A 20,639-nucleotide genomic window follows, 5' to 3' on the forward strand; every position below is an offset into this window, starting at 1 on the left:
GCCCTCCCTCTCCTCGCCCTTTATTTTCAGCTAACGCTTGTAGCCTGAAACGTCGACCGCTAGAGTGGGCCGGTAATGGGTTGGAGGTAATGATGGATGTGACGGGGTACTCCCCATGGGAAGAGTGGGCGAATCGCCTCAGCCATGGGCTGGGGCTGCTGCTGGGCGGACTGGGACTGGTCTTGCTGCTGCACAAGGGGTGGGATCAGGGGCCTAGGGTACTGCTGAGCTACGGCGTCTACGGTGCCAGCCTGGTATTGCTCTATCTCGCCTCGACGCTCTACCACAGCGTGAGCTCGGTGACGGCCAGACGCTGGAGCAAGCTGTTCGATCACTGCGCCATCTATCTGCTGATCGCCGGCACTTATACCCCCTTCCTGCTGGTGGCGCTCGATACGCCGCTGGCGCAAGGACTGATGGTGGTGATCTGGGGGCTGGCCCTGGCGGGGGTCGTGTTCAAGCTGATCTTCATCAATCGCTTCAAGAAGGTGTCGCTATTTACCTATTTGATGCTGGGCTGGCTGTCGCTGGTGGTCATCTACCAGCTCTATCTGCATCTGGATGGTACCGGGCTCCTGCTGCTGGGGCTGGGTGGTCTCATCTACAGCCTGGGAGTGATCTTCTATGTGGCCAAGCGCATTCCCTACAACCACGCCATCTGGCACCTGTTTGTGCTGGGGGGAAGTCTGTGCCACTTCATGGCCATTTATGGCTACATCTGATGGCTAACCCTTAATTGGTATTTTTGTGCTCATGAAAGCCTGAATTCGTGCGGCACCCCACAGTTGCCCCCTTCGTTTGCTGACAAGCTAGTGCCAGTTCAGTTTGGAAAGGATGCAAACGATGAGTGAGATCGCGCTTTCCATCAGCATGCTGTCGCTGGTGGCAGTGCTGGGGCTCTGGCTGGGAAACTGGCGGGTCTATGGCGTGGGTTTGGGTATCGGCGGGGTGCTGTTCGGCGGCATCATAGTGGGCCACTTCGCCGGATTGTCCGGCTTGAAGCTGGATGAGCAAACACTTCATTTTATTCAGGAATTCGGCCTGATCCTGTTCGTCTACACCATAGGCATCCAGGTTGGTCCCGGCTTTTTCTCCTCCTTGCGCAGTTCGGGCCTCAAGCTCAATGGCTTCGCGGCCCTGCTGGTTCTGCTCGGCTGCCTGGTGGCGGCAGCGTTGCACCAGCTGTTCGATGTACCGCTGCCGGTGATCCTCGGGGTCTTTTCCGGGGCCGTGACCAATACCCCGTCCCTGGGGGCTGGCCAGCAGATCCTGGCCGAGCTGGGGGCGGATCCTGGATCCACCGGCCTGATGGGGATGGGCTATGCGGTGGCCTACCCGTTCGGGATCTGCGGCATCCTGCTCACCATGTGGCTCATCAGGATGTTCTTCCACATCAAGATTGAGGAGGAAGCGGTTGCTTTCGAGCAGCAGGCTGGCAAAACCAAGGAGAGTCTGCAAACCATCAACATTGCCGTGCGCAATCCCAATATGCATGGCCTGATGCTCCGCGAGATCCCGAGTCTGGACGAGGCGGACGTCATCTGTTCCCGCCTCAAGCGTGGCGACGAGCTGATGGTGCCAAAGCCCGACTCGCGCATCGAACTTGGCGACCTGCTGCACCTGGTGGGGGAGCGCCATGCCCTGCACAAGGTGCTGCTGGTGCTTGGAGAGGAGGTAGACACCTCCCTCTCCACCCGCGGGACCGATCTGCGGGTCGAGCGGGTGGTGGTCACCAATGAGCAGGTGCTCGGCAAGCGGATCCGCGATCTCGACATCAAGCAGAAATACGATGTGGTCATCTCGCGCCTGAATCGGGCCGGCATCGAGCTGGTGCCGACCAGTCAGACCAGTCTGCAGTTCGGTGACATCCTGAACCTGGTGGGGCGGCTCGATGCCATCGAGGCGGTCACCAGCGTGGTGGGCAACGTGCAGCAGAAACTGCAACAGGTGCAGATGCTGCCCGTCTTCATCGGTATCGGGTTGGGGGTATTGCTCGGATCCATTCCCTTCTACCTGCCGGGATTCCCGGCGGCGCTCAAGCTGGGGCTGGCAGGGGGACCGCTGGTGGTGGCGCTCATCCTGTCTCGTATCGGCAGCATCGGCAAGCTCTACTGGTTCATGCCGCCGAGCGCCAACCTGGCGCTGCGGGAAATAGGCATCGTGCTCTTCCTGGCGGTGGTGGGGTTCAAGTCCGGGGCCGGCTTCATCGACACCCTGATCAACGGCGACGGTCCCGCATGGATGATGTACGGTGTGGCAATCACCCTCATCCCGCTGCTGCTGGTGGGTGTGCTGGCACGCCATTATGGCAAGCTCAACTACCTCACGCTGTGCGGTCTGCTGGCCGGCTCGATGACGGATCCTCCCGCTCTGGCATTTGCCAACGGCATGCACCCCACCAGTGGTGCCAGCGCACTCTCTTACGCGACCGTCTACCCCCTGGTGATGTTCCTGCGGATCATCTCGCCCCAGCTGCTGGCCATCCTGCTCTGGGCCGGTGTCTGACACTTCACGAGACGGGAGCCGATGAGGCTCCCGTCTTCGTTTTGTCACAATTGATGCTATTGATTTAATTAATTTTATTCATCTTCGGCGTCCCTTCGTTTTCACCCCGAAACTCGGTTTCATTTCGGTCTGTTCATTCGATTTTTCTCACTGGTTTATGGCCTGATAAACGGGCACATTGGAGGCTGGAGCAATATGCCCTTCGATATTTCAGGAGAAACCATGAGCAATCAGCGCATCGTATTGGATCAGGATGTCGTCGTTACCCACTTGCAAGGCAAAATGTATCTGGTCGCCGCCGACGGGAGCCAGAGACTCGTTGCAGAAGGCGATGTACTGCCCAAGGATGCGGTATTGCTTGCGCCCGAAGGGGCCAGCTTCCAGGGAGGGGAGACCACGTTCACCCTGGGTTCCGGCGAGCGCCCCGAACAGGGTGACGCCGTGCTGGCGAACGCGGGTACACCCGATGACATCGCCGCCTTGCAGCAAGCGATTCTGGACGGAACCGACCCCACCAAGGCATTCGAAGCGTCGGCGGCGGGCGGAGCCCCGGCCGCAGGCAATGCGGGGGGCGTGGCTGGTGCCAGCGGCAATGGCGGTTTCGTCACCATCGATCGTACCGGTGATGCAACCATCTCCAGCGCAGGCTTTGACAGCGCGAACCCGGCTGGCGCGGCGCCGCTGGTGGATGCGCAAAGCAGCGAAGATGAGCTGGTCGACCTCACCGCTCCCGTCATCACCGTCTCTGCCCCCGACAACACCAACGATCGGACGCCGACCCTGACCGGCACCACGGATGCCCCCGCTGGCAGCACGGTGACCCTGGTGGTGACCGATGCCAACGGCAATCAGCAGACCCTGACCGCGACGGTGCAACCGGATGGCAGCTTCAGCGTGGATGTCACCACACCGCTGGCCGAAGGGGGCTATCAGGTGACGGCTTCCGTGACCGATCCGGCCGGCAACACCGGTACCGCGACCGATGACGGCAGCGTGGACAGTACCGCGCCCTCGGCGCCACAAGTCGAAATCCAGGACGGCGCGGACAATGTCATCTCCGCCAACGAGCGCGAAAATGGGATGGATGTCATCATCCGGCTGCCGGGCGATGCCAAGGCTGGCGATCGTCTCGATGTGGACTGGAACGGTGATGGCGTGCCTGACTCCAGCAGAATTCTGACGACTGACGACATCGGCCGTACCCAGGTCTCCCTGACCATCCCCACTACGGATCTGCCAGTCAACGGCCCCATCACTGTGGATGCCACCCTGACCGACCCTGCGGGAAACACCTCGCCCAAGGGGACCGACAATAGCGTGGTGAATGCCGCGCCTCTGCCGGGGGACGACCAGTTCACCGTAGCGGAGGATGGCACCGTCACCATCAATGTGCTTGGCAACGACACGGATGTGGATGGTGATCGCCTCACCATTACCGCCATCAACGGCCAGACCATTGCCGAAGGTGGCTCGGTAGCGATCAGCAATGGCTCCGTCACCCTGAGCAATGGCCAGCTGATCTTTACGCCGGCCCCGGATTTCAATGGCAGCATCGCGTTTGAATACACCATCACCGATGGCCTGAACAGCGCCACAGGTGGGGTGACGGGGACTGTTACGCCTGTCAACGATGCAGCTGTCATTACCGGCACCGACACCGGCGGCGTGGTGGAAGACGAAACCAACCCGATCCTGACCGAGACTGGTACCCTGAGCGTGACCGACGTGGACGGCGCCGATGAGGCCAAGTTTGTGGCCGGCAACGGCACCCCGAGTGCGGGTGCACTGGGCAGCCTGACCATCACCGAAGGCGGTGTCTGGACTTACAACGTCGACAACAGCAAGGTGCAGTACCTGGGCGAAGGTGAGACCAAGGTCGAGACCTTCACCGTGCAGAGTATGGATGGCACGCCGCACATTGTGACCATCACCATCAACGGCACCGACGACGTGCCGACGCTGACGCCGGATGTGGGCAGCGTGACCGAAGACCGCAATGTGCAGCCGGGCAACCTGCTGCAAGCCAGCGGCACGCTGGCGGCCGGCACCGGCGGCGACGCCGGTGAAGACAAGTTCATCGCGGGCACGCTGACGGGCAAGTATGGCGAGCTGGTGCTGGGCGCGGATGGCAAGTGGACGTACAGCGCCGACAACGGCCAGGCGGCGATCCAGGGGCTGAAGGTGGGCGAGACGCTGACCGACACCCTCACGGTGACCAACGCGGACGGCAAGACCACCACCACGGTGACCATCACCATCAACGGCACCGACGACGTGCCGACGCTGACGCCGGATGTGGGCAGCGTGACCGAAGACCGCAATGTGCAGCCGGGCAACCTGCTGCAAGCCAGCGGCACGCTGGCGGCCGGCACCGGCGGCGACGCCGGTGAAGACAAGTTCATCGCGGGCACGCTGACGGGCAAGTATGGCGAGCTGGTGCTGGGCGCGGATGGCAAGTGGACGTACAGCGCCGACAACGGCCAGGCGGCGATCCAGGGGCTGAAGGTGGGCGAGACGCTGACCGACACCCTCACGGTGACCAACGCGGACGGCAAGACCACCACCACGGTGACCATCACCATCAACGGCACCGACGATGCACCTACCCTGAGTATCGACAAGGGGGCCGTGGTCTCCGAAGAAGGGCTTGCGGGCGGCATTACCGATACGGCAGGCAGCAGCGATACCACCGACAGAGTGGCCGCCAGCGGCAAGATCACGGTCGGTGATGTTGACAGCCATGATACGCTTACCATCAGCCTGAACGGACCGGCCGGGCTGACGTCCGGTGGGGCCAAGGTCCAATGGAGCTGGGATGCGGGCAGCAAGACGCTGGTCGGCTATACGGGGGCGATTGGCGGCGCCGATTACAAGGCGGTGGTCGAAGTCAAGCTGACGGCACCCAATGCCAGCGGCAAGGGAGAGTGGACCTATGACGTGACCCTAAAGGGCCCCCTCGACCACGGGGATACGACCTCGGAAGACAAGTTGTCGTTCCAGCTGGACGTGGAAGTCTCCGATGGCAGCGGTGTCACCAAGGGCAAGCTGGATGTCAGCGTCGAGGACGACTCCCCCATTGCTGGCAACAGCGATGCCGTTTCCGTGGTGAAGACCGATATTCCGAATGTGCTGACCGGGCTCTTCGACCTGACCAAGTACAGTGGCAACCAGAGCACACTGAACATGGCGGGCTTTACCATCAGCGCCCTGGGCTTCAAGTCGGCAACCGATTCCTCACTGGTAACGGCGGAGGTCAACGGCTCCAGCTCGGGGCTGGGGGTGGCCAGCGGTGCTGCGCCTTATCACAACCTTGCCAACGAGATTGACTTCCGTCACTTTGCCGACGGATCGTCCGCCTCCGAGCAGCTGATCGTCAGGCTGGATGCGGGCAAGGTTGCCTACGGCGCCAACATCAAGTTCAGCAAGATGTTTGGCGGCGAGCTGGAGAGCGGGGTCGTGGAGTTCTATCGCGGTGGTGTGCTGATCAGCACTCTGGTATTCAACTCCAACGCATCGGGTGGGGAGTTCAACCAGAACTTCCAGGTGCAGCAGGGTGGCTTCGATACCATGGTGATCAAGGCGACCAACAACGGCAACACCAATACCTCCGACAACAGCGACTTCACTGTACAGAGCATCGAGTTCCTCGGTGCCAACACGGCGCAGGCCATCGCCTATGGTTCCGGCACCGTGACCCCGCAGTGGGGGGCGGACGGCAAGGGCTCCATCGGGTTGGTACTGGACCCGGCGACCTTCGAGAATGGTCTGCGGACGGCTTCCGGCTCAGCCATCGCCATCACCGCCAGCGGGGCCAATACCCTGCTCGGGAAGGATGCGGGCGGCAACCTCGTCTTCAAGCTGGAGTTCACGCCAGCCACCGGCAAGTGGGAGTTCTTCCAGTACCAGCGCATGTCCAAACCCCTGGGTGATGGTGACATCGACTTCCAGATCCGGGTGGTGGATGGTGACGGTGACGCCAGCATTGGCTCCTTCGCCACCAAGCCTCTCTTCACGCCGCTGGTTCAGGGTGTCTCCAGCGAGAGCGTGACTGAAGGGGGCAACCTGTTGCACAAGGTCACCTTGTCCGATGCGACCCAGGAAGCGACCGAATACGATTTCGCCATTCGCGGATCGGGCAACAACCCCGCCTCCAACCAGGATTGGGGCAATGCCCAGTTCAGCAACGGCGTGACCTACAACAGCACCACCGGCAAGATCACGGTACCGGCGGGCGTGACAGACTTCACGGTGACCATCCCGACGGTGAACGATCGTCTGGTCGAGACGAACGAGACCCTCTCGGTGACCATCGGTGGTCAGAGCGGGACCGGTACCATAGTGGACAACGATCGGGCGCCGACGGCGGCTGGCGGCCACAGCGCCGGTGCCGAAGATCAGCCCCAGGTCCTGACCTGGGCCCAGTTCGGTGCCAGCGACGATCAGGACGCGACCGATCTCGGGGTGCAGATCAACACCCTGCCGCTGAACGGTACCCTCGAATACCTCAATGCGGCTGGGCAGTGGGTTGCGGTGCAAACCGGAGCCCTCATCTCCTATGCCGAGGTGAACGCAGGCCATCTGCGCTTCGTGCCCGGTCTGAACGAATCGAGCACCCATGCCGCCAACGGCAACGGCGCCGTGGTCGGCAACATGAAGGGCGACTATGCCAGCATCGGCTATCAGATAAGCGACGGTGCCAACCTCAGCAACGGCAGCAAGCTTGTGATCGACGTGGCGGCGGTGGCCGACAAGCCCACGGTCAACGTCACCCTGATGGGGAATGGCATGCCGTCTTACAGCCAGAGTTTCCCGAGCGCGGGGATCACCACGGGCCAGTTCCAGTCCGGCAACTTCGACAAGGGGGCCCTCGGGATCACCAACACTCTGACCGATAGCACTTCTAGTAAGGAAACCGTGGTGGGTGGTGATGGCAACGACTACATCGTGAGCCAGAAGGGGGGCGGAGACCACTTCGTCGGTGGCAACGGCAATGACGTGCTGGTCGGTGGCAACTCAGTGTCGGGCGATACCCTCGACGGCGGCGTTGGAAACGACATTCTGGTCGCTGGGTTGGGTGGCGATACTCTCTATGGCGGTGCTGGTGATAAAGATATCGCTGTACTGTCCGGCAACCGTGCCGACTACGCCATCACGAAGGGCAGCGGATACTCGATCAATGATCGCTGGTTCAACTTCTCCGTCACGGAGAAGGGGGTCGGCATCACCAAGGCGCTGCACGACGTGGAGTATGTCCAGTTCGCCGACGGTGTCTACCAGATCAATCAGGATACGGGCGTGCTGACCCTGGTGCAGCCGGTGGTGGTCGACTACCCGCTGGAGGTGAGCGCCTCCCTGAGCGATCGGGATGGCAGCGAAGTGCTCGACAGCCTGGTACTAAGCGGGATGCCCAAAGGCTCCGAGCTCTACAAGGGCAGCCAGTTGCTGGGCACCGTCGGGGTTGATGGCAAGCTTACCCTCACCGTCAACAGCGGTCTGTGGAGTGCGAGCGCGCTGGATGTGAAGTTGAGCGGACTGACGCTGCGAGTGCCGGGCAGCAGCGCCGGTCTGGTGGATCTCAAGGTCGAGGCCATCGCCAAGGAGGTGGGTACCGATCAAACCAGTACCGCGACCGACAGTGACAGCATCCGTCTGAGCTACTTCCAGTCCACCGAAGGTGAACCTGGCGATCAGAACCGGACCTATGGCAGTGAACACAATATCGTGGTGGGGGATCTGGACGGTAGCGTGGTGCTGCCAGGCCAGAACTATAACCTTGCCTTTATGGTCGACACATCGAGCAGTATTGGTGACGATATGGCGACGATTAGAAATCAGCTGATTCAGGTGTTCGAAGATCTTCAGGCGAGCGCGGGCAAGGAGGCTGCGGGCAAGGTCAACGTCTTCCTGGTCGATTTTGATACCCAGGTCAAGCGTTCCGTCAGCGTGGATCTGAAAGATCCCAATGCTTCGGGGTTGTTGGAGGATGTTATTAGTCAGATGAATGGCTATGAGGGATATACCAACTATGAGGACCCGCTCAAGGCGACCTCGAACTGGTTCAACAGTGACATAGCCAAGAACAACACCAATGCGAAGAATCTGGCCTATTTCATCACCGATGGGGCACCCAACTCCTTCTTCTACAACGAAAATACCAATCCGGTGGTGAACACCAAGACTGTGCAAAGGCTGGATACCTTTGTCAACGTCAACAACTACGTACCGGGCAAGGCCTTCTACGCCAATATCGGGGGCGATCAGAGGGTGATAGTGGATGCCAACGGCGATGTCAGACAGTGGTCACAGAATGGAAAGAAATGGGAATATAGCATCATTGGAACCCTTAAACCCCAGGGAGACGGAAGCTTCGAAATCTCAGATGCTTACATTTCTGGGTATACCAATGACACAGCCAGAAACAACGCATTGAGCGTGCTGCCGCTGCTGGAGGCAAACAATGTAGTGCTGCAGGCCATCGGCATCGGTAGCAAGGTCTCCATCGATACCCTGAAGCAGTTCGATAGCGATCAGGTGGTGCAGTTCAACGTATCAGCCTCCGATCTGGCCAATGCCATTCTGGGAACCTCCATCAACAACAAGCCGGGCAGTGACCGGATCGATGGCGGTGCGGGCGACGACATCCTGTTTGGCGACGCGGTACGCTTCACCGGCATCAGCGGGGAAGGGTATGCGGCCATCAAGCAGTATGTGAGCGGCAAGCTGGGGGCTGGGTCGGTGACCGATGCCCAGGTGCACGCCTACATCACGGATCATGCCAGCGAGTTCGATCAGTCGTCGGCCAATGACAAGGGTGACACCCTCCTCGGCGGTGATGGCAATGACATCCTGTTCGGTCAGGGGGGGGATGACTTCCTGTACGGCGGTGCCGGCAACGACACCCTGTTCGGTGGTAGCGGCAACGACACCCTCTATGGGGAGAGCGGCAACGATCGCCTCTATGGTGGCAGTGGCAACGACACCCTCTATGGCGGTACCGGCAACGACATATTGAGCGGCGGGCTGGGCAACGACATCCTGATCGGGGGGGGCGGAAACGACATCCTCATGGGGGATGCAGGTGCTGATACCTTCACCTGGCTGAAGGGGGATACCGAGGCTGGCAAGGTGGCCAAGGACTACATCGTCGATTTCAGCAAGTCGGAAGGGGACAAGCTGGATCTGAGCGACTTGCTAGACAGCGATGGCAGCAAGAGCGAGAGCTCCCTGAAGAGCCTGCTCTCGGTGTTCCAGGACAGCGAAGGGGTGCATCTGCAAGTCAAGGAGAGCAGTGCGGCGCCGGTGACTCAGGAGATAGTGCTGATGAACCACACCTTCGACACCCTGACGGGCGGTTCAGGGACGACTGCCAACCAGGTGATCGATTTCATGTTGCAAAACAACATGTTGGATATCAACAAGTAACAGCCAAGCGGGCTGGGCAAAAGCGGCAGAGCAATCTGCCGCTTTTTTTATGGGGGATTTTTGGGTGGATGGGCGCAGACGAGGGGGAGGGCAATGCAAGAAGAAGATAAAAAAGGGCGCCCTTCAAGAGAAGGGCGCCCGGGGTAGACGGGATGATTGCCAGAGGATCAGGCGTTGACCCCTGCCAGACGGGAGCCGCGCTGGAAGCAGTTGGCCAGCAGCAGCAAGGTGGTGACACCGACGGTGCCGAGCACCAGCCAGGGCAACCAGGGTTGCCCCTGGGCCATGGCGTAGTCGTGCAGGGCACCGCCCCCCACGTAACCCGTCATGCCCCCGAGCGCCAACCCCAGTCGGCTGAAGCCCATGTAGCTGCCCCGCGCCCCCGGTTGTGCCAGCTTGGTCATCAGGGTTTCCCGCGCCGGCTCGGCGATGACGATGCCGAGATAGAAGCAGGCGAGCAGCAGGAAGACGGCGGGCAAGGTGGTGGCAAAGGCCACCAGCCCGATCCCCGTGGTCATCAGCAGCACCCCCGCCATCAGGCGGTTCTCCAGCTTGAAGTGGCGCTCGCCGAACCGGGCAAGGGGGTAGAGCAGGGCCAGGGAGATGGCCGTCTCCAGGGTGTACATCCAGCCCACCGCCGTGGTGCTGCCTGCCATCTGTTTGACGAGAATGGGGAAGATCAGCATGACCTGCACCCAGAGCGCGTAGTAGCCGCTTAAGATCAGCACCAGTCGGCAGAAGGCCTTGTCCGCCAGCACCTGGCCGAGGCCGTCCCGGATCGGCGTCGGACGCACCGAAAGCTTGTAGGGGGGCAGGATCAGCAGGTTGCACAGGGCGGCGCAGACGAACAGGCCGGCACCCAGCAGGCAGACATATTCAAAATCGAAGTTGAGCAGCCAACTGCCGAGCAGGGCTCCCACCACGGCGCCGGCGCTCTCCAGCATCATCAGCAGGGAGATGTAGCGACCCCGCTCCCGTGGCCGGGTGAACTTGATCACCAGGGCGGCGCGGGGGGGATCGAACAGGCAGCCACCCAGCCCCGAGATGATGCAGGAGAGGATCAGCTCCAATCCGCTCTGGGCATAGGCCAGGCTGGCAAACCCCAGCGCCCGCAGCAGCATGCCGCAGACGATGAGGGGGCGCGCCCCGAACTTGTCGGCGAGGGAGCCGCCAAAGACCCCCAGCCCTTGCTGGGTAAGCTGACGCAGCCCCAGTGCCAGTCCGACCACACCGGCGGCCCAGCCCAGTTGGTCGACGAAGCGCAGGCTGATCATGGGCATCACCACGAAGAAGCCCAGGATCACCAGCAGGGAATCCAATGCCAAGAACCACCGCCCCAACCGCCTCGCCCGATCCACCATGACCCTGATACCTCTGTTTGCTTCGCTGATATTGTTGTCTTTCTTGCCCGAACGGCGCCGTCACCAAACAGAGCCAAGGGGGATGACAACTCCCTGGCGCGGTGGCGTTCAGCCGGTTCATGACGATTGATGCTGCTATTCTGGTGGGGCTCCAGATATAGTGGTAGCCGACAACTGGCTATATTTCATATTGGATTTGGTTATGGCTATGACCCTCGACGATTTGCAACTGCTGCTGGATGTGGCCAACCGTGGCAGCTTCAGCAAGGTGGCCGCCATTCGCGGCTGGTCACAACCCATGGTGAGCCAGCGCATTGCCGTGCTGGAGCAGGAGCTGGGCCAGTCCCTGTTCCGTCGCCATCGTCGGGGGGCCACCCCGACCCCGGCCTGCGAGCAGTTTCTGCCTGCCGCGACCGCGGCTCTGAGCGCACTGGAAGGGGGGCGGCTGGCGATGCAGGGGGCGCCTGCATTGCCGCGGATCCGGCTTTCCTGCCTCCCCTCTCTGACCACGGCGGTGTTCGGCCCCCTGCTGCTGGCCCTGGTGGACGAGACCTTCGAGATCCGCTGCAACACGGATCACTCTGGCATCATCATGCAGGAGTTGCTGACCGGCGAGACCGACGTGGGCTTCATTCTCAAGTGCCCTGCCATCGCGGGCATCCAGCTCGAACTGCTTTACCGTTCCCCGATCATCGCCGTGGCCTGCGCCACCCACCCGCTGGCCGGGCGGCAGGGGCTGACCCTGCAGGACATTGCCAACGAGCGGCTGGCGCCCCAGCAGTGGGGGACGGGCTGCGACGAGCTGATCCTGCAGTTGCGTCTGCTGCGCCAGGTGGCGAGCCCGCTGCACGCCATCCAGCCAGCGAGTGCGGCACGGGAGCTGGCGCTGGAGCACGGCTTCATCACCCTGATGCCGGCGCTCGCCATCACCCGGGATCTGGAGTTCGGTCGCCTGGTGAAGCTGGACGTGGTGGATCTGCCACCGGATCACTGGGACGTGATGATGGCCTGGCGCAGCGGCAAGCGCCCCAATCCCGCCAAGGAGCGGGTGCTGGAGGCGGCCCGTACCCTTGCCCGGCGCTGGTCGGGCAAGCGGACATAAAAAAGCGCCGGACCAGGCCGGCGCTCTTTGCTTATTCCCCTTGATGCCCGCTCAGACTCAGTAGCTGGCCTTGAGGGTGACGCCGGAGAAGGCGCTGAACCCGCTCAACTGCACGTGCCAGGTCCCCGCCTTGGGGGCGTTCAGGGTACAGGTTTCGGCATTGCCGCTCTTGTAGGGGCGGCAGTCATAGCTGCTGGCGGTCGGCGCGCTGCCGAACTTCACGTAGAGATCCGCATCCCCGCTGCCGCCGCTGCTGGTCACCACCAGCTGGCTTCTGCCGGCGGGCACCTCGACGGTGAAGTTCAGCTTGCCCCCCTTGGCGGCGGTGAGATTGCTCACCGGTACCCCGTTTTGCAGCACGCTGCCCGGTTGGGGCGTGGTGCCGCCGCAGGTGGCATTGACCCCGACGGCGGTGAAGGCGGCTGCCACGTCGCTCACGCTGTAACCGAGATCCGTGGCGGCCCTGGTCACCCCGCACGCCCCCTGATCGAAGGTGGTGTTGGGGCCCCAGTAGAGGCGGTTGGCCAGCACGAACACCTCGAACGCCTTGCGGGTTTGCCAGCCGCTGGTGTTGGCCAGCAGGTAGAAGGCGCGGTTGTAGACCCCGGAACTGTGGTGCACGTCGATGCCGTCATAGTAATCGCTGGCATGGCCGATGGACTTGCCGTCCCGGGCCGGGTCCTCGAAGTAGCGCAAGGAGCCGTTGCCCTTGAAGATCTGGGCCCCCACCAGCCAGTCGTTGCTGCCCTTCATGTAGTATTCGGCCGCTTCCCCCGCCATGTCGGAGAAGGCCTCGTTGATGCCGCCGGACTGACCGGAGTAGACCAGCCCTGAGTTCTGCTCGGTGAAGCCATGGCTCACCTCGTGGGCCGCCACATCCAGGCTCACCAGTGGATAGAAGGTGGTGGCCCCGTCGCCGAAGGTCATCTGGCTGCCGTCCCAGAAGGCGTTCTCGTAGTTGCGGCTGTAGTGCACCCGCATCTTGAGCTTGAAGCTCAGCGGTGCCGTGTTGTACCAGTTGCGGTACATGTCGAACACCACGTTGCCGAAGTAGTGGGCATCGTTGAGAGGAGAGTAAGCACCGTTGATCTCCTTGACCGTGTTCTCCGGGCAGGTGAACTGGTGGATGGCGCCCCCCGTGGTGCCGTGATTCATGTTGAGGGTGTCCACGTTGGTCCCCGTCATGCGGCAGTTGTCATCCACCTGCAGGGGGCCAAAGTCGGCGCCGTAGAAATACTTGCCGGTCTTGACGTTGCCCCCCGGGCCGGTGGCGTCCTTGTGGTTGATCCCCTCCCAGCGTTTGAGCTCGCTGCCGGTCTGGGCGTCGATCATCACGAAGGGGCGGCTCGGTTCCTTGCTGGCGGCGAGCCAGGAGACCAGATAGACCAGTCTGGCCTGGCCGGTCTCATCCTGCATCACGAACAGCTTGACCTGTTCGTTGCTCCCCTTGGCACCGCTGCGAGCCTGGCGTGCGGCGTCGCTGGCGGAGAGGGCAACGGCCGGGCCCGTCAGGTCGGCATCGATCTTGCGCAGCATGGTGCCGGACACCTGATTGACCTGGCCCCCCAGCGCCTGATCGGCCACCAGAACCTGGCCCCACACCGGAATCCCCTGCCAGGTCTGCTCATAGCGTATCCGCTGCTGGCCATTGGGCAGCGTCACCGCCCGCACCTTGCGAAACTCGCCATCCCCGGCGCCAAGGGCGCCAATCTTGGCGGCGCCGCTCACCGCACCGGTCAGGTCGGAGACCTGGTTCACTTCCACCTGTTCTGCCGCCATGGCGGCGCTTCCCCAGCAGGCCAGCATGACGGCCAAATAGACTTTGTTCATCTCGTCTTTCCTTAGTCGATGAAGATTACACGCCGGGTCCGTTGCCCGGCGCTCTTACACTAGTGGGAAGGGGGAAAATAACGGCCTGTCATTTGTCACAGGGCAGCGAAAACAGGTAGCACGATTCACTTTTACAGCGTCAATCATCCACAAATACTGGTAATGGCAGCATGTTGAACCGCTGCGAGGGGTGATTGATGACCTTGGGATCAAGGTGCCCGCATGGGGATCGCCATATGGGGGTTGCCAGCGGGGAAGCCAGTTGAAAAGTCCTTGGCAAACAAGGGATTGATTGACTACATTGGCTCCCATGACGGCAGATGGCCGGAGCGAAACCGGGGAGGAGTGGCGATGTTTTCATGGCAACTGGATGACGAGCTGGCGCTCCTATTCCTGCAACCCGACATGGCCAGCGAGCTGTTTCGCCTCTGCCAGCGCAACCGCGATTACCTCTCCCAGTGGCTGCCCTGGGTGCCCCACATTCAGCAGCCCGCCGACAGCGCCACCTTCATTCGCCACGCCATCGAGAAGTTTGCCCGGGGGGAGGGGCTGACCACGGCCATCGAGTATCAGGGGGAGGTGGTCGGCGTCATCGGTTACAACCAGATCGATCAGGATCTCGGCAAGGTGACCATCGGCTACTGGCTGGCGGAGCGCTGGCAGGGACACGGCATCATCACCCGGGCCTGCCAGGCCCTGATCCATCACGCCTTCGAGGAGATGGGGGTGGAGAAGGTGGAGGTCAGCGCCGCCCTCGAGAACGAGGCGAGCCGAGCCGTGTGCGAGCGGCTGGGAATGACCCAGGAGGGGATGACCCGGCGGGCGGAGCGGCTGGCGGGCAGGGTGGTGGATCACGTGCACTACGGCCTGCTGCGGGACGAGTGGCTGAGGCTGAGGGATCTCTGATGACCCTTCTGTCCGCTTCCAATCTCCTGAGGGCGAGATGACGACGCTGCCCCACATTGTCACCCCCCGTACCCGGCTGACCGTGCTGACCCCGGAGCGGGCCTGCCTGATGGTGGATTTCTATCTGCGCAATCGCGCCCACCTCTCCCCCTGGGAGCCCAGGCGGGAGGAGAGCTTCTACACCCTCGCTCACTGGCAGACCCGCTTGCGCGACGGTTACGGCCACTATTTCGAGGGCAGTGCCGTGCAATTGGTGGCGCTCGATCCCAGGGGGGAGCGGGTGCTCGCCACCTGCAATTTCACGAACATTGTGATGGGCATGTTCAAGGCGTGCCACCTGGGCTATGCCATCGACAAGGAGCACGAGGGGCAGGGCCTGATGCAGGAGGTGGTGGCCGCCGGCATCGATCACCTGTTCCGGGAGCGGGGCCTGCATCGCATCATGGCCAGCTACATGCCCGCGAACCTGCGAAGCGGCGCGCTCCTCGAACGGCTGGGGTTCGAGCAGGAGGGGTACGCTCGGGACTATCTGATGATCAACGGCCGCTGGGAGGACCACGTCCTCACCGCGCTCATCAATCCCGCTGGCTAGCAGAGCCGTTGTCGAAAGGGGGGCTGGCGGGTGACCGCCATCGCTTTTTCACTGCAAGATCGCACTATCTGTACACCTCTCATACCCCTGGGGATAAAAGCGTGTAAAATTGCGCCCTGAATTTTCCCGGCCGGCAGACGCAGGCCGCGACTCCATACATGCAAGGCAGACATTGTGACAGAAGTAGATAGATTCGCGGACATTCGCCCCTATCGCGATGAAGAAGTGCCGGCTGCCATCGAGCGGCTGATCCAGGATGACGAGTTTATCGGCGCCATCGCCAAATACCGCTTCGGTTCCCTGATGAGCTGGCTGGGCTGGGCCATTCGCCCGCTGATCCGCCAGTTCCTGCGCCACAAGTGGGCCAAGGTCAGCACCATCCATCAGGTACAGATGGGGGTGACCCGCTACATGACCCGGATGATCGCCACCTCCACCCAGGGAGTGAGCTTCTCCGGGCTCGAACACCTCAAGAAGGAGCAGGGCTACCTGTTCGTCTCCAACCACAGGGACATCGCCATGGATCCGGCGTTCGTCAACTGGGGGCTGCACACCCATGGTTTCGATACCGTGCGCATCGCCATCGGCGACAACCTGCTGCGCAAGCCCTGCGCCACCGAGCTGATGAAGCTCAACAAGAGCTTCATCGTCAAGCGCTCCGCCAAGGGGCCGCGGGAGATGATGAAGGCCCTCGGCGAGCTGTCGGCCTACATCGGCCAGTCGGTGCATGAGGGGCACTCCATCTGGATCGCCCAGAAGGAGGGGCGCGCCAAGGACGGGGATGACAAGACGGATCCGGCCATCCTCAAGATGTTCTACGTGGACGGCAAGAAACAGAAGATCGAGTTCGTCGACTACATGCGCAGCCTCAACATCGTGCCGGTGAGCATCAGCTACGAGCTGGATCCCACCGACAAGGCCAAGGCGCGCGAGCTCTACGAGAAGTCGGTCAACGGCAGCTACGAGAAGGGCGAGTTCGAGGACATCGAGAGTATCGTCGCGGGCATCGTCGGCCAGAAGGGGCGGGTACACGTCTCCTTCGGCGCCCCCATCACCGAGGGCTTCAGCGATCCGGACGAGCTGGCGGCGCTCATCGACAAGGCGATCTGGAGCAGCTATCGCCTCTTCCCGGGCAACTACCTCGCGGCGGATGTGCCCGGCAAGGCCAGCACCATAGAGCAGAGCGCCTTCCTGACTCGCCAGTCCGAGGTGCCACAAGAGCACAAGGCCATCTGGCGCGCCATGTACGCCAAGCCGGTGGAAAACGCCGGCAAGGTTTGAATGGCACCGCTTTTGAGCGGGTGATGGAAAAAAACGGGAGCAGATGCTCCCGTTTTTGCGTCTGGTCAAAGTCGGGGGAGATTGGGTAGTGAATAATATTGTTTCAACTGGTACGATCATCGGGTGAATGGGCGAGTATCTCTTGGCAGGGGCGGACGAGTATGCAACAGTGACTCGGCGCCATCGGCTTGGAAGCGACAGCGCCCCCGTCTGCACGGATGGCAGACGAGACGATAAAAGGACCTTCAATGGTCCTTTTTCATTGGTGCACAAAGATAGACCACAGATATACCTAAGGATGCGAACCTCATGATCACCGGCAGTCTGGATACCTTGCAACGCACCCCCTTGCCCGCCCCCCTGAACCGTATCGTGGCCGAGGTGGTGCAAAGCGTCGAACGCTGGCTGCACGCCCCCCTCGGCAAGCAGGAGGTCGACGACCTCATGCTGTTCTGCCTGGTGAGCGAGGATCTGACAGAGCCGGTGGCGGATCGCCGGGGCGAGTTTCATGAGCAGTATCTGGACATCCAGCTGCTGCTGCGCGGCGAGGAGTGGATCGGCGTGGGCCCTCACGCCTACAGCCGGGAAGGTGCCGATCATCCTCACCCCGATCTCTGGTTCGTCGATGACGAGCAGACCAGTTATCTGGCGTTGCAGCCCGGCGACTTCGCCATCTTCTGGCCGGGAGAACTGCATCGCCCCCTCTGTACCCTGACGACCCCAGGTCCGGTCAAGAAGCTGGTCGTCAAGGTTCACCAGTCGCTGCTGACCGGCGCCTGAGTGGCATTCGGGGCCTGGAGTCCCGAGTGATTGGGCCAACAGAGGCCCGTTGCGAATCGCTGATTCGACGCGCGCGCCAGACGAACGGTCTGCGCCCAACGATTTGAAAAATTGGACGCACCCTCCTGCGACCATAAGCCCCCGGCAGGGGAATCCCATCCATCGCTGGATGACACGACACTGTCGGCGTAAAGCCGAAGCACAGGAAGATGTAGAACATGAGCAAGTTGGTATTGATCCTTAACTGCGGTAGCTCTTCCCTGAAATTTGCCGTAATGGACGCTGAAACGGGCGAGGACATGCTGTCCGGCCTGGCCGAATGCTTCAATCTGGATGACGCACGTATCAAATGGAAACTCCACGGGGTCAAGGGCGACGCCATGCTGGGCGCCGGTGCCGCGCACCAGGAAGCCCTCGACCACATCGTGGGCCACATCCTGCCCCAGGATCCCGCCCTGGCCGATCAGCTGGTCGCCATCGGCCATCGCATCGTGCACGGCGGCGAGCAGTTCTCCCGTTCCGTGCGCATCGATGACGGCGTGATTGCCGGCATCGAGGCCGCCATTCCGTTTGCCCCCCTGCACAACCCGGCGCACCTCATCGGCATCCGTGCCGCCCTCAAGGTGTTCCCGGCCCTGGCCGACAAGAACGTGGCCGTGTTCGACACCGCCTTCCACCAGACCCTGCCAGAGGAAGCCTACCTCTACGCGCTGCCCTACAAGCTCTATCGCGAGAACGGCATCCGTCGTTACGGCGCCCACGGTACCTCCCACCGCTTCATCGCCGAAGAGACCGCCAAGGCGCTGGGCAAACCGCTCCATGAGCTCAACATCATCAACTGCCATTTGGGCAACGGTGCCTCCGTCTGCGCCATCAAGAACGGCGAGTCCGTCGACACCTCCATGGGGCTGACCCCGCTGGAAGGGCTGGCGATGGGCACCCGCTCCGGTGACATCGACCCTGCCATCGTCTTCTTCATGCACGACAACCTGGGTTACAGCGTGGACAAGATCAACCAGGTGCTGACCCGCGAATCCGGCCTGCTGGGCATGACCGAGGAGAGCAGCGACTGCCGCTACGTCACCGGCAACTACGCCACCGACGCAGGTGCCAAGCGTGCACTGGACGTCTTCACCTATCGCGTTGCCAAGTACGTCGGTGCCTATGCTGCCGCCATGGATGGTCGCCTTGACGCCCTGGTGTTCACCGGCGGCATCGGCGAGAACGCCGCCATGGTGCGCGAGATGGTGCTGGCCCGACTGGCCCTGCTCGGCTTCAAGATCGACAAGGAGGCCAACAACGCAGCCGTACTGGGCGGTGAAGGCCCCATCACCGTCGAAGGCAGTCGTCTGGCCCTGGTGATGCCCACCAACGAAGAGCTGGTGATCGCCCGTGATGCCCTGAGTCTGGTCGGCTAAGGCACCCTCTGGTGATGACAACGCCCGGCCCCTGCCGGGCGTTGTCGTTTCGGCAATAGTGATCGGCCTGTCATTTGACATGGGGGAGCAGATGCGTACCCTGACCGCTGTGTGATATTGCGGAGGTAACGATGAAAGAGATGTTTTTCAACTGGTTGTCAGGCCTGGGGGTCGATGTGACCCCCATGATGGCCCTGGTGATCGCCCTGGGGTTCATCGTGCTGACCGCCATGGTGCTGCACTTGGTGCTGCACCGCATCCTGCTGGTGCGCCTGGTGGGGCTGCTCGGCAAGACCAAGCAGATGTGGCTGCCGCCCCAGTTGCAGCAACGCCTCTTCTACCGGCTCGCCTTCGTGTTCCAGGGGGCCGTACTGCTCGGTCAGGCGGAGATCTGGCTGCCCAAAGCGTCCGAGAGCCTGGCGCTTATCGAGTTGCTGGCCCAGCTCTGGATCCTGCTGTTCCTGCTGCTGGCCCTGTTCGCCCTGCTCGACTGCCTGCTCTCCCTGAGCCGTCATACCCGGCTTGGGCGGGATCTGCCCCTGCGCGGCATCTTCCAGGGAGTGAAACTGGTGGCCAGCATCCTGGTGGGCATCCTGATGATCGCCCTGCTGCTTGGCAAGTCGCCCCTCTTCCTGTTCAGCGGCCTGGGGGCCATGACCGCGGTCCTGATGCTGGTGTTCAAGGACCCCATCCTCGGCCTGGTGGCGGGTATCCAGCTCTCCGCCAACCGCATGCTGAGCGTCGGTGACTGGTTGCAGATGGACAAGTACGGGGCGGACGGCGAGGTGACCGACATCGGCCTCACCACGGTCAAGGTGTCGAACTGGGACAAGACCATCACCACCATCCCCACCTATGCCCTCATCTCCGACTCCTTCAAGAACTGGCAGGGGATGACTGAATCCGGCGGGCGCCGCATCAAGCGCAGCGTCAACATCGACATGACCAGCGTGCGCTTCCTCACCTCGCAGGAGCAGTTGCAGCTCAAGCAGGCCAGGTTGCTGGCACCCTACCTCAGCCGCAAGGAGCAGGAGCTCAGCAGCTACAACCAGCAGCTCAGCGATGCCATCAGCTGCCCCATCAATGGTCGCCACCTCACCAACCTCGGCACCCTGCGCGCCTATCTGGACGCTTACCTGCGGGCTCATGCGGGCATTCGCAAGGACATGACCCTGATGGTGCGCCAGTTGGCACCGACCACGGACGGCCTGCCGCTGGAGATCTACTGCTTCACGGCGACCACCGCCTGGGCCGAGTATGAAGGGATACAGGCTGATATTTTCGACCACATATTTGCGATAATTGAGCAATTCCATCTGCGTTTGCATCAGTCGCCAACCGGTTATGACATGCACAGTTGGAAAAACGGCTGATCCCGCTTATGACAAGGTGCCGCGGCGCAGCGCGGTACCGTATTTAATCGCCGACCCGTCAGCACGTGG

Annotated in this window: 12 protein-coding genes; 10 read left to right on the forward strand and 2 right to left on the reverse strand. The window is 61.9% G+C overall.

Annotation, left to right across the window (positions count from 1 at the left end):
- Positions 1 to 89 precede the first annotated feature (89 nt).
- The 3 genes from trhA to C2U37_RS11580 all read left to right on the forward strand — a co-directional run bounded on the left by trhA (position 90) and on the right by C2U37_RS11580 (position 9,927).
- On the forward strand, positions 90 to 722 hold the full coding sequence (gene trhA / locus C2U37_RS11570; protein WP_104452322.1) for a PAQR family membrane homeostasis protein TrhA: 633 nt from the start codon (positions 90 to 92) through the stop codon (positions 720 to 722).
- A 121-nt stretch (positions 723 to 843) separates the two neighbouring features.
- A complete protein-coding gene (locus tag C2U37_RS11575; RefSeq protein ID WP_010675535.1) occupies positions 844 to 2,505 on the forward strand; it encodes a putative transporter in 1,662 nt (553 codons plus the stop codon).
- Positions 2,506 to 2,727: 222 nt separating this feature from the next.
- Positions 2,728 to 9,927, forward strand: coding sequence for a retention module-containing protein (locus tag C2U37_RS11580; protein WP_104452323.1), 7,200 nt, complete (start codon positions 2,728 to 2,730; stop codon positions 9,925 to 9,927).
- Positions 9,928 to 10,094: 167 nt separating this feature from the next.
- On the opposite strand, the gene mdtH is transcribed toward C2U37_RS11580, so the two are convergent.
- Entirely contained in the window at positions 10,095 to 11,288 is a 1,194-nt protein-coding gene (gene mdtH / locus C2U37_RS11585) for a multidrug efflux MFS transporter MdtH (RefSeq protein WP_029314794.1), read from the reverse strand.
- Positions 11,289 to 11,490: 202 nt separating this feature from the next.
- Between mdtH and C2U37_RS11590 the strand changes: the two genes are divergently transcribed.
- Positions 11,491 to 12,390, forward strand: a complete 900-nt coding sequence (locus tag C2U37_RS11590; protein ID WP_029314793.1) for a LysR family transcriptional regulator — start codon at positions 11,491 to 11,493, stop codon at positions 12,388 to 12,390.
- Between the two features lie 57 nt (positions 12,391 to 12,447).
- Here C2U37_RS11590 and C2U37_RS11595 read toward each other — a convergent pair whose 3' ends face one another.
- A complete protein-coding gene (locus C2U37_RS11595) occupies positions 12,448 to 14,220 on the reverse strand; it encodes a M4 family metallopeptidase (RefSeq protein ID WP_104452324.1) in 1,773 nt (590 codons plus the stop codon).
- Between the two features lie 351 nt (positions 14,221 to 14,571).
- On the opposite strand from C2U37_RS11595, the gene C2U37_RS11600 reads away from it, so the two are divergent.
- From C2U37_RS11600 to C2U37_RS11625, 6 genes are all read left to right on the forward strand, one after another.
- On the forward strand, positions 14,572 to 15,126 hold the full coding sequence (locus tag C2U37_RS11600; protein WP_104452325.1) for a GNAT family N-acetyltransferase: 555 nt from the start codon (positions 14,572 to 14,574) through the stop codon (positions 15,124 to 15,126).
- 37 nt (positions 15,127 to 15,163) lie between these two features.
- Positions 15,164 to 15,718 carry a GNAT family N-acetyltransferase gene (locus tag C2U37_RS11605; RefSeq protein ID WP_042016041.1) on the forward strand — a complete coding sequence of 185 codons (555 nt, stop codon included), beginning with the start codon at positions 15,164 to 15,166 and terminating at the stop codon, positions 15,716 to 15,718.
- 174 nt (positions 15,719 to 15,892) lie between these two features.
- Positions 15,893 to 16,999 carry a 1-acyl-sn-glycerol-3-phosphate acyltransferase gene (locus tag C2U37_RS11610; RefSeq protein ID WP_010675527.1) on the forward strand — a complete coding sequence of 369 codons (1,107 nt, stop codon included), beginning with the start codon at positions 15,893 to 15,895 and terminating at the stop codon, positions 16,997 to 16,999.
- Between the two features lie 309 nt (positions 17,000 to 17,308).
- A complete protein-coding gene (locus C2U37_RS11615; protein WP_103858537.1) occupies positions 17,309 to 17,779 on the forward strand; it encodes a YhcH/YjgK/YiaL family protein in 471 nt (156 codons plus the stop codon).
- A gap of 218 nt (positions 17,780 to 17,997) precedes the next feature.
- Positions 17,998 to 19,197 carry an acetate kinase gene (locus C2U37_RS11620; RefSeq protein WP_010675525.1) on the forward strand — a complete coding sequence of 400 codons (1,200 nt, stop codon included), beginning with the start codon at positions 17,998 to 18,000 and terminating at the stop codon, positions 19,195 to 19,197.
- 131 nt (positions 19,198 to 19,328) lie between these two features.
- A complete protein-coding gene (locus C2U37_RS11625; RefSeq protein ID WP_010675524.1) occupies positions 19,329 to 20,570 on the forward strand; it encodes a mechanosensitive ion channel family protein in 1,242 nt (413 codons plus the stop codon).
- Positions 20,571 to 20,639 lie beyond the last annotated feature (69 nt).

This window comes from Aeromonas sp. ASNIH1, assembly GCF_002934285.1.
GTDB classification, from domain to species: Bacteria; Pseudomonadota; Gammaproteobacteria; order Enterobacterales; family Aeromonadaceae; genus Aeromonas; species Aeromonas caviae.

Coding starts and splice junctions, on each gene's coding strand:
- trhA (WP_104452322.1), top strand. CDS start 90: ATGATGGATGTGACGGGGTACTCCCCATGGGAAGAGTGGGCGAATCGC.
- C2U37_RS11575 (WP_010675535.1), top strand. CDS start 844: ATGAGTGAGATCGCGCTTTCCATCAGCATGCTGTCGCTGGTGGCAGTG.
- C2U37_RS11580 (WP_104452323.1), top strand. CDS start 2,728: ATGAGCAATCAGCGCATCGTATTGGATCAGGATGTCGTCGTTACCCAC.
- mdtH (WP_029314794.1), bottom strand. CDS start 11,288: ATGGTGGATCGGGCGAGGCGGTTGGGGCGGTGGTTCTTGGCATTGGAT.
- C2U37_RS11590 (WP_029314793.1), top strand. CDS start 11,491: ATGGCTATGACCCTCGACGATTTGCAACTGCTGCTGGATGTGGCCAAC.
- C2U37_RS11595 (WP_104452324.1), bottom strand. CDS start 14,220: ATGAACAAAGTCTATTTGGCCGTCATGCTGGCCTGCTGGGGAAGCGCC.
- C2U37_RS11600 (WP_104452325.1), top strand. CDS start 14,572: ATGTTTTCATGGCAACTGGATGACGAGCTGGCGCTCCTATTCCTGCAA.
- C2U37_RS11605 (WP_042016041.1), top strand. CDS start 15,164: ATGACGACGCTGCCCCACATTGTCACCCCCCGTACCCGGCTGACCGTG.
- C2U37_RS11615 (WP_103858537.1), top strand. CDS start 17,309: ATGATCACCGGCAGTCTGGATACCTTGCAACGCACCCCCTTGCCCGCC.
- C2U37_RS11620 (WP_010675525.1), top strand. CDS start 17,998: ATGAGCAAGTTGGTATTGATCCTTAACTGCGGTAGCTCTTCCCTGAAA.
- C2U37_RS11625 (WP_010675524.1), top strand. CDS start 19,329: ATGAAAGAGATGTTTTTCAACTGGTTGTCAGGCCTGGGGGTCGATGTG.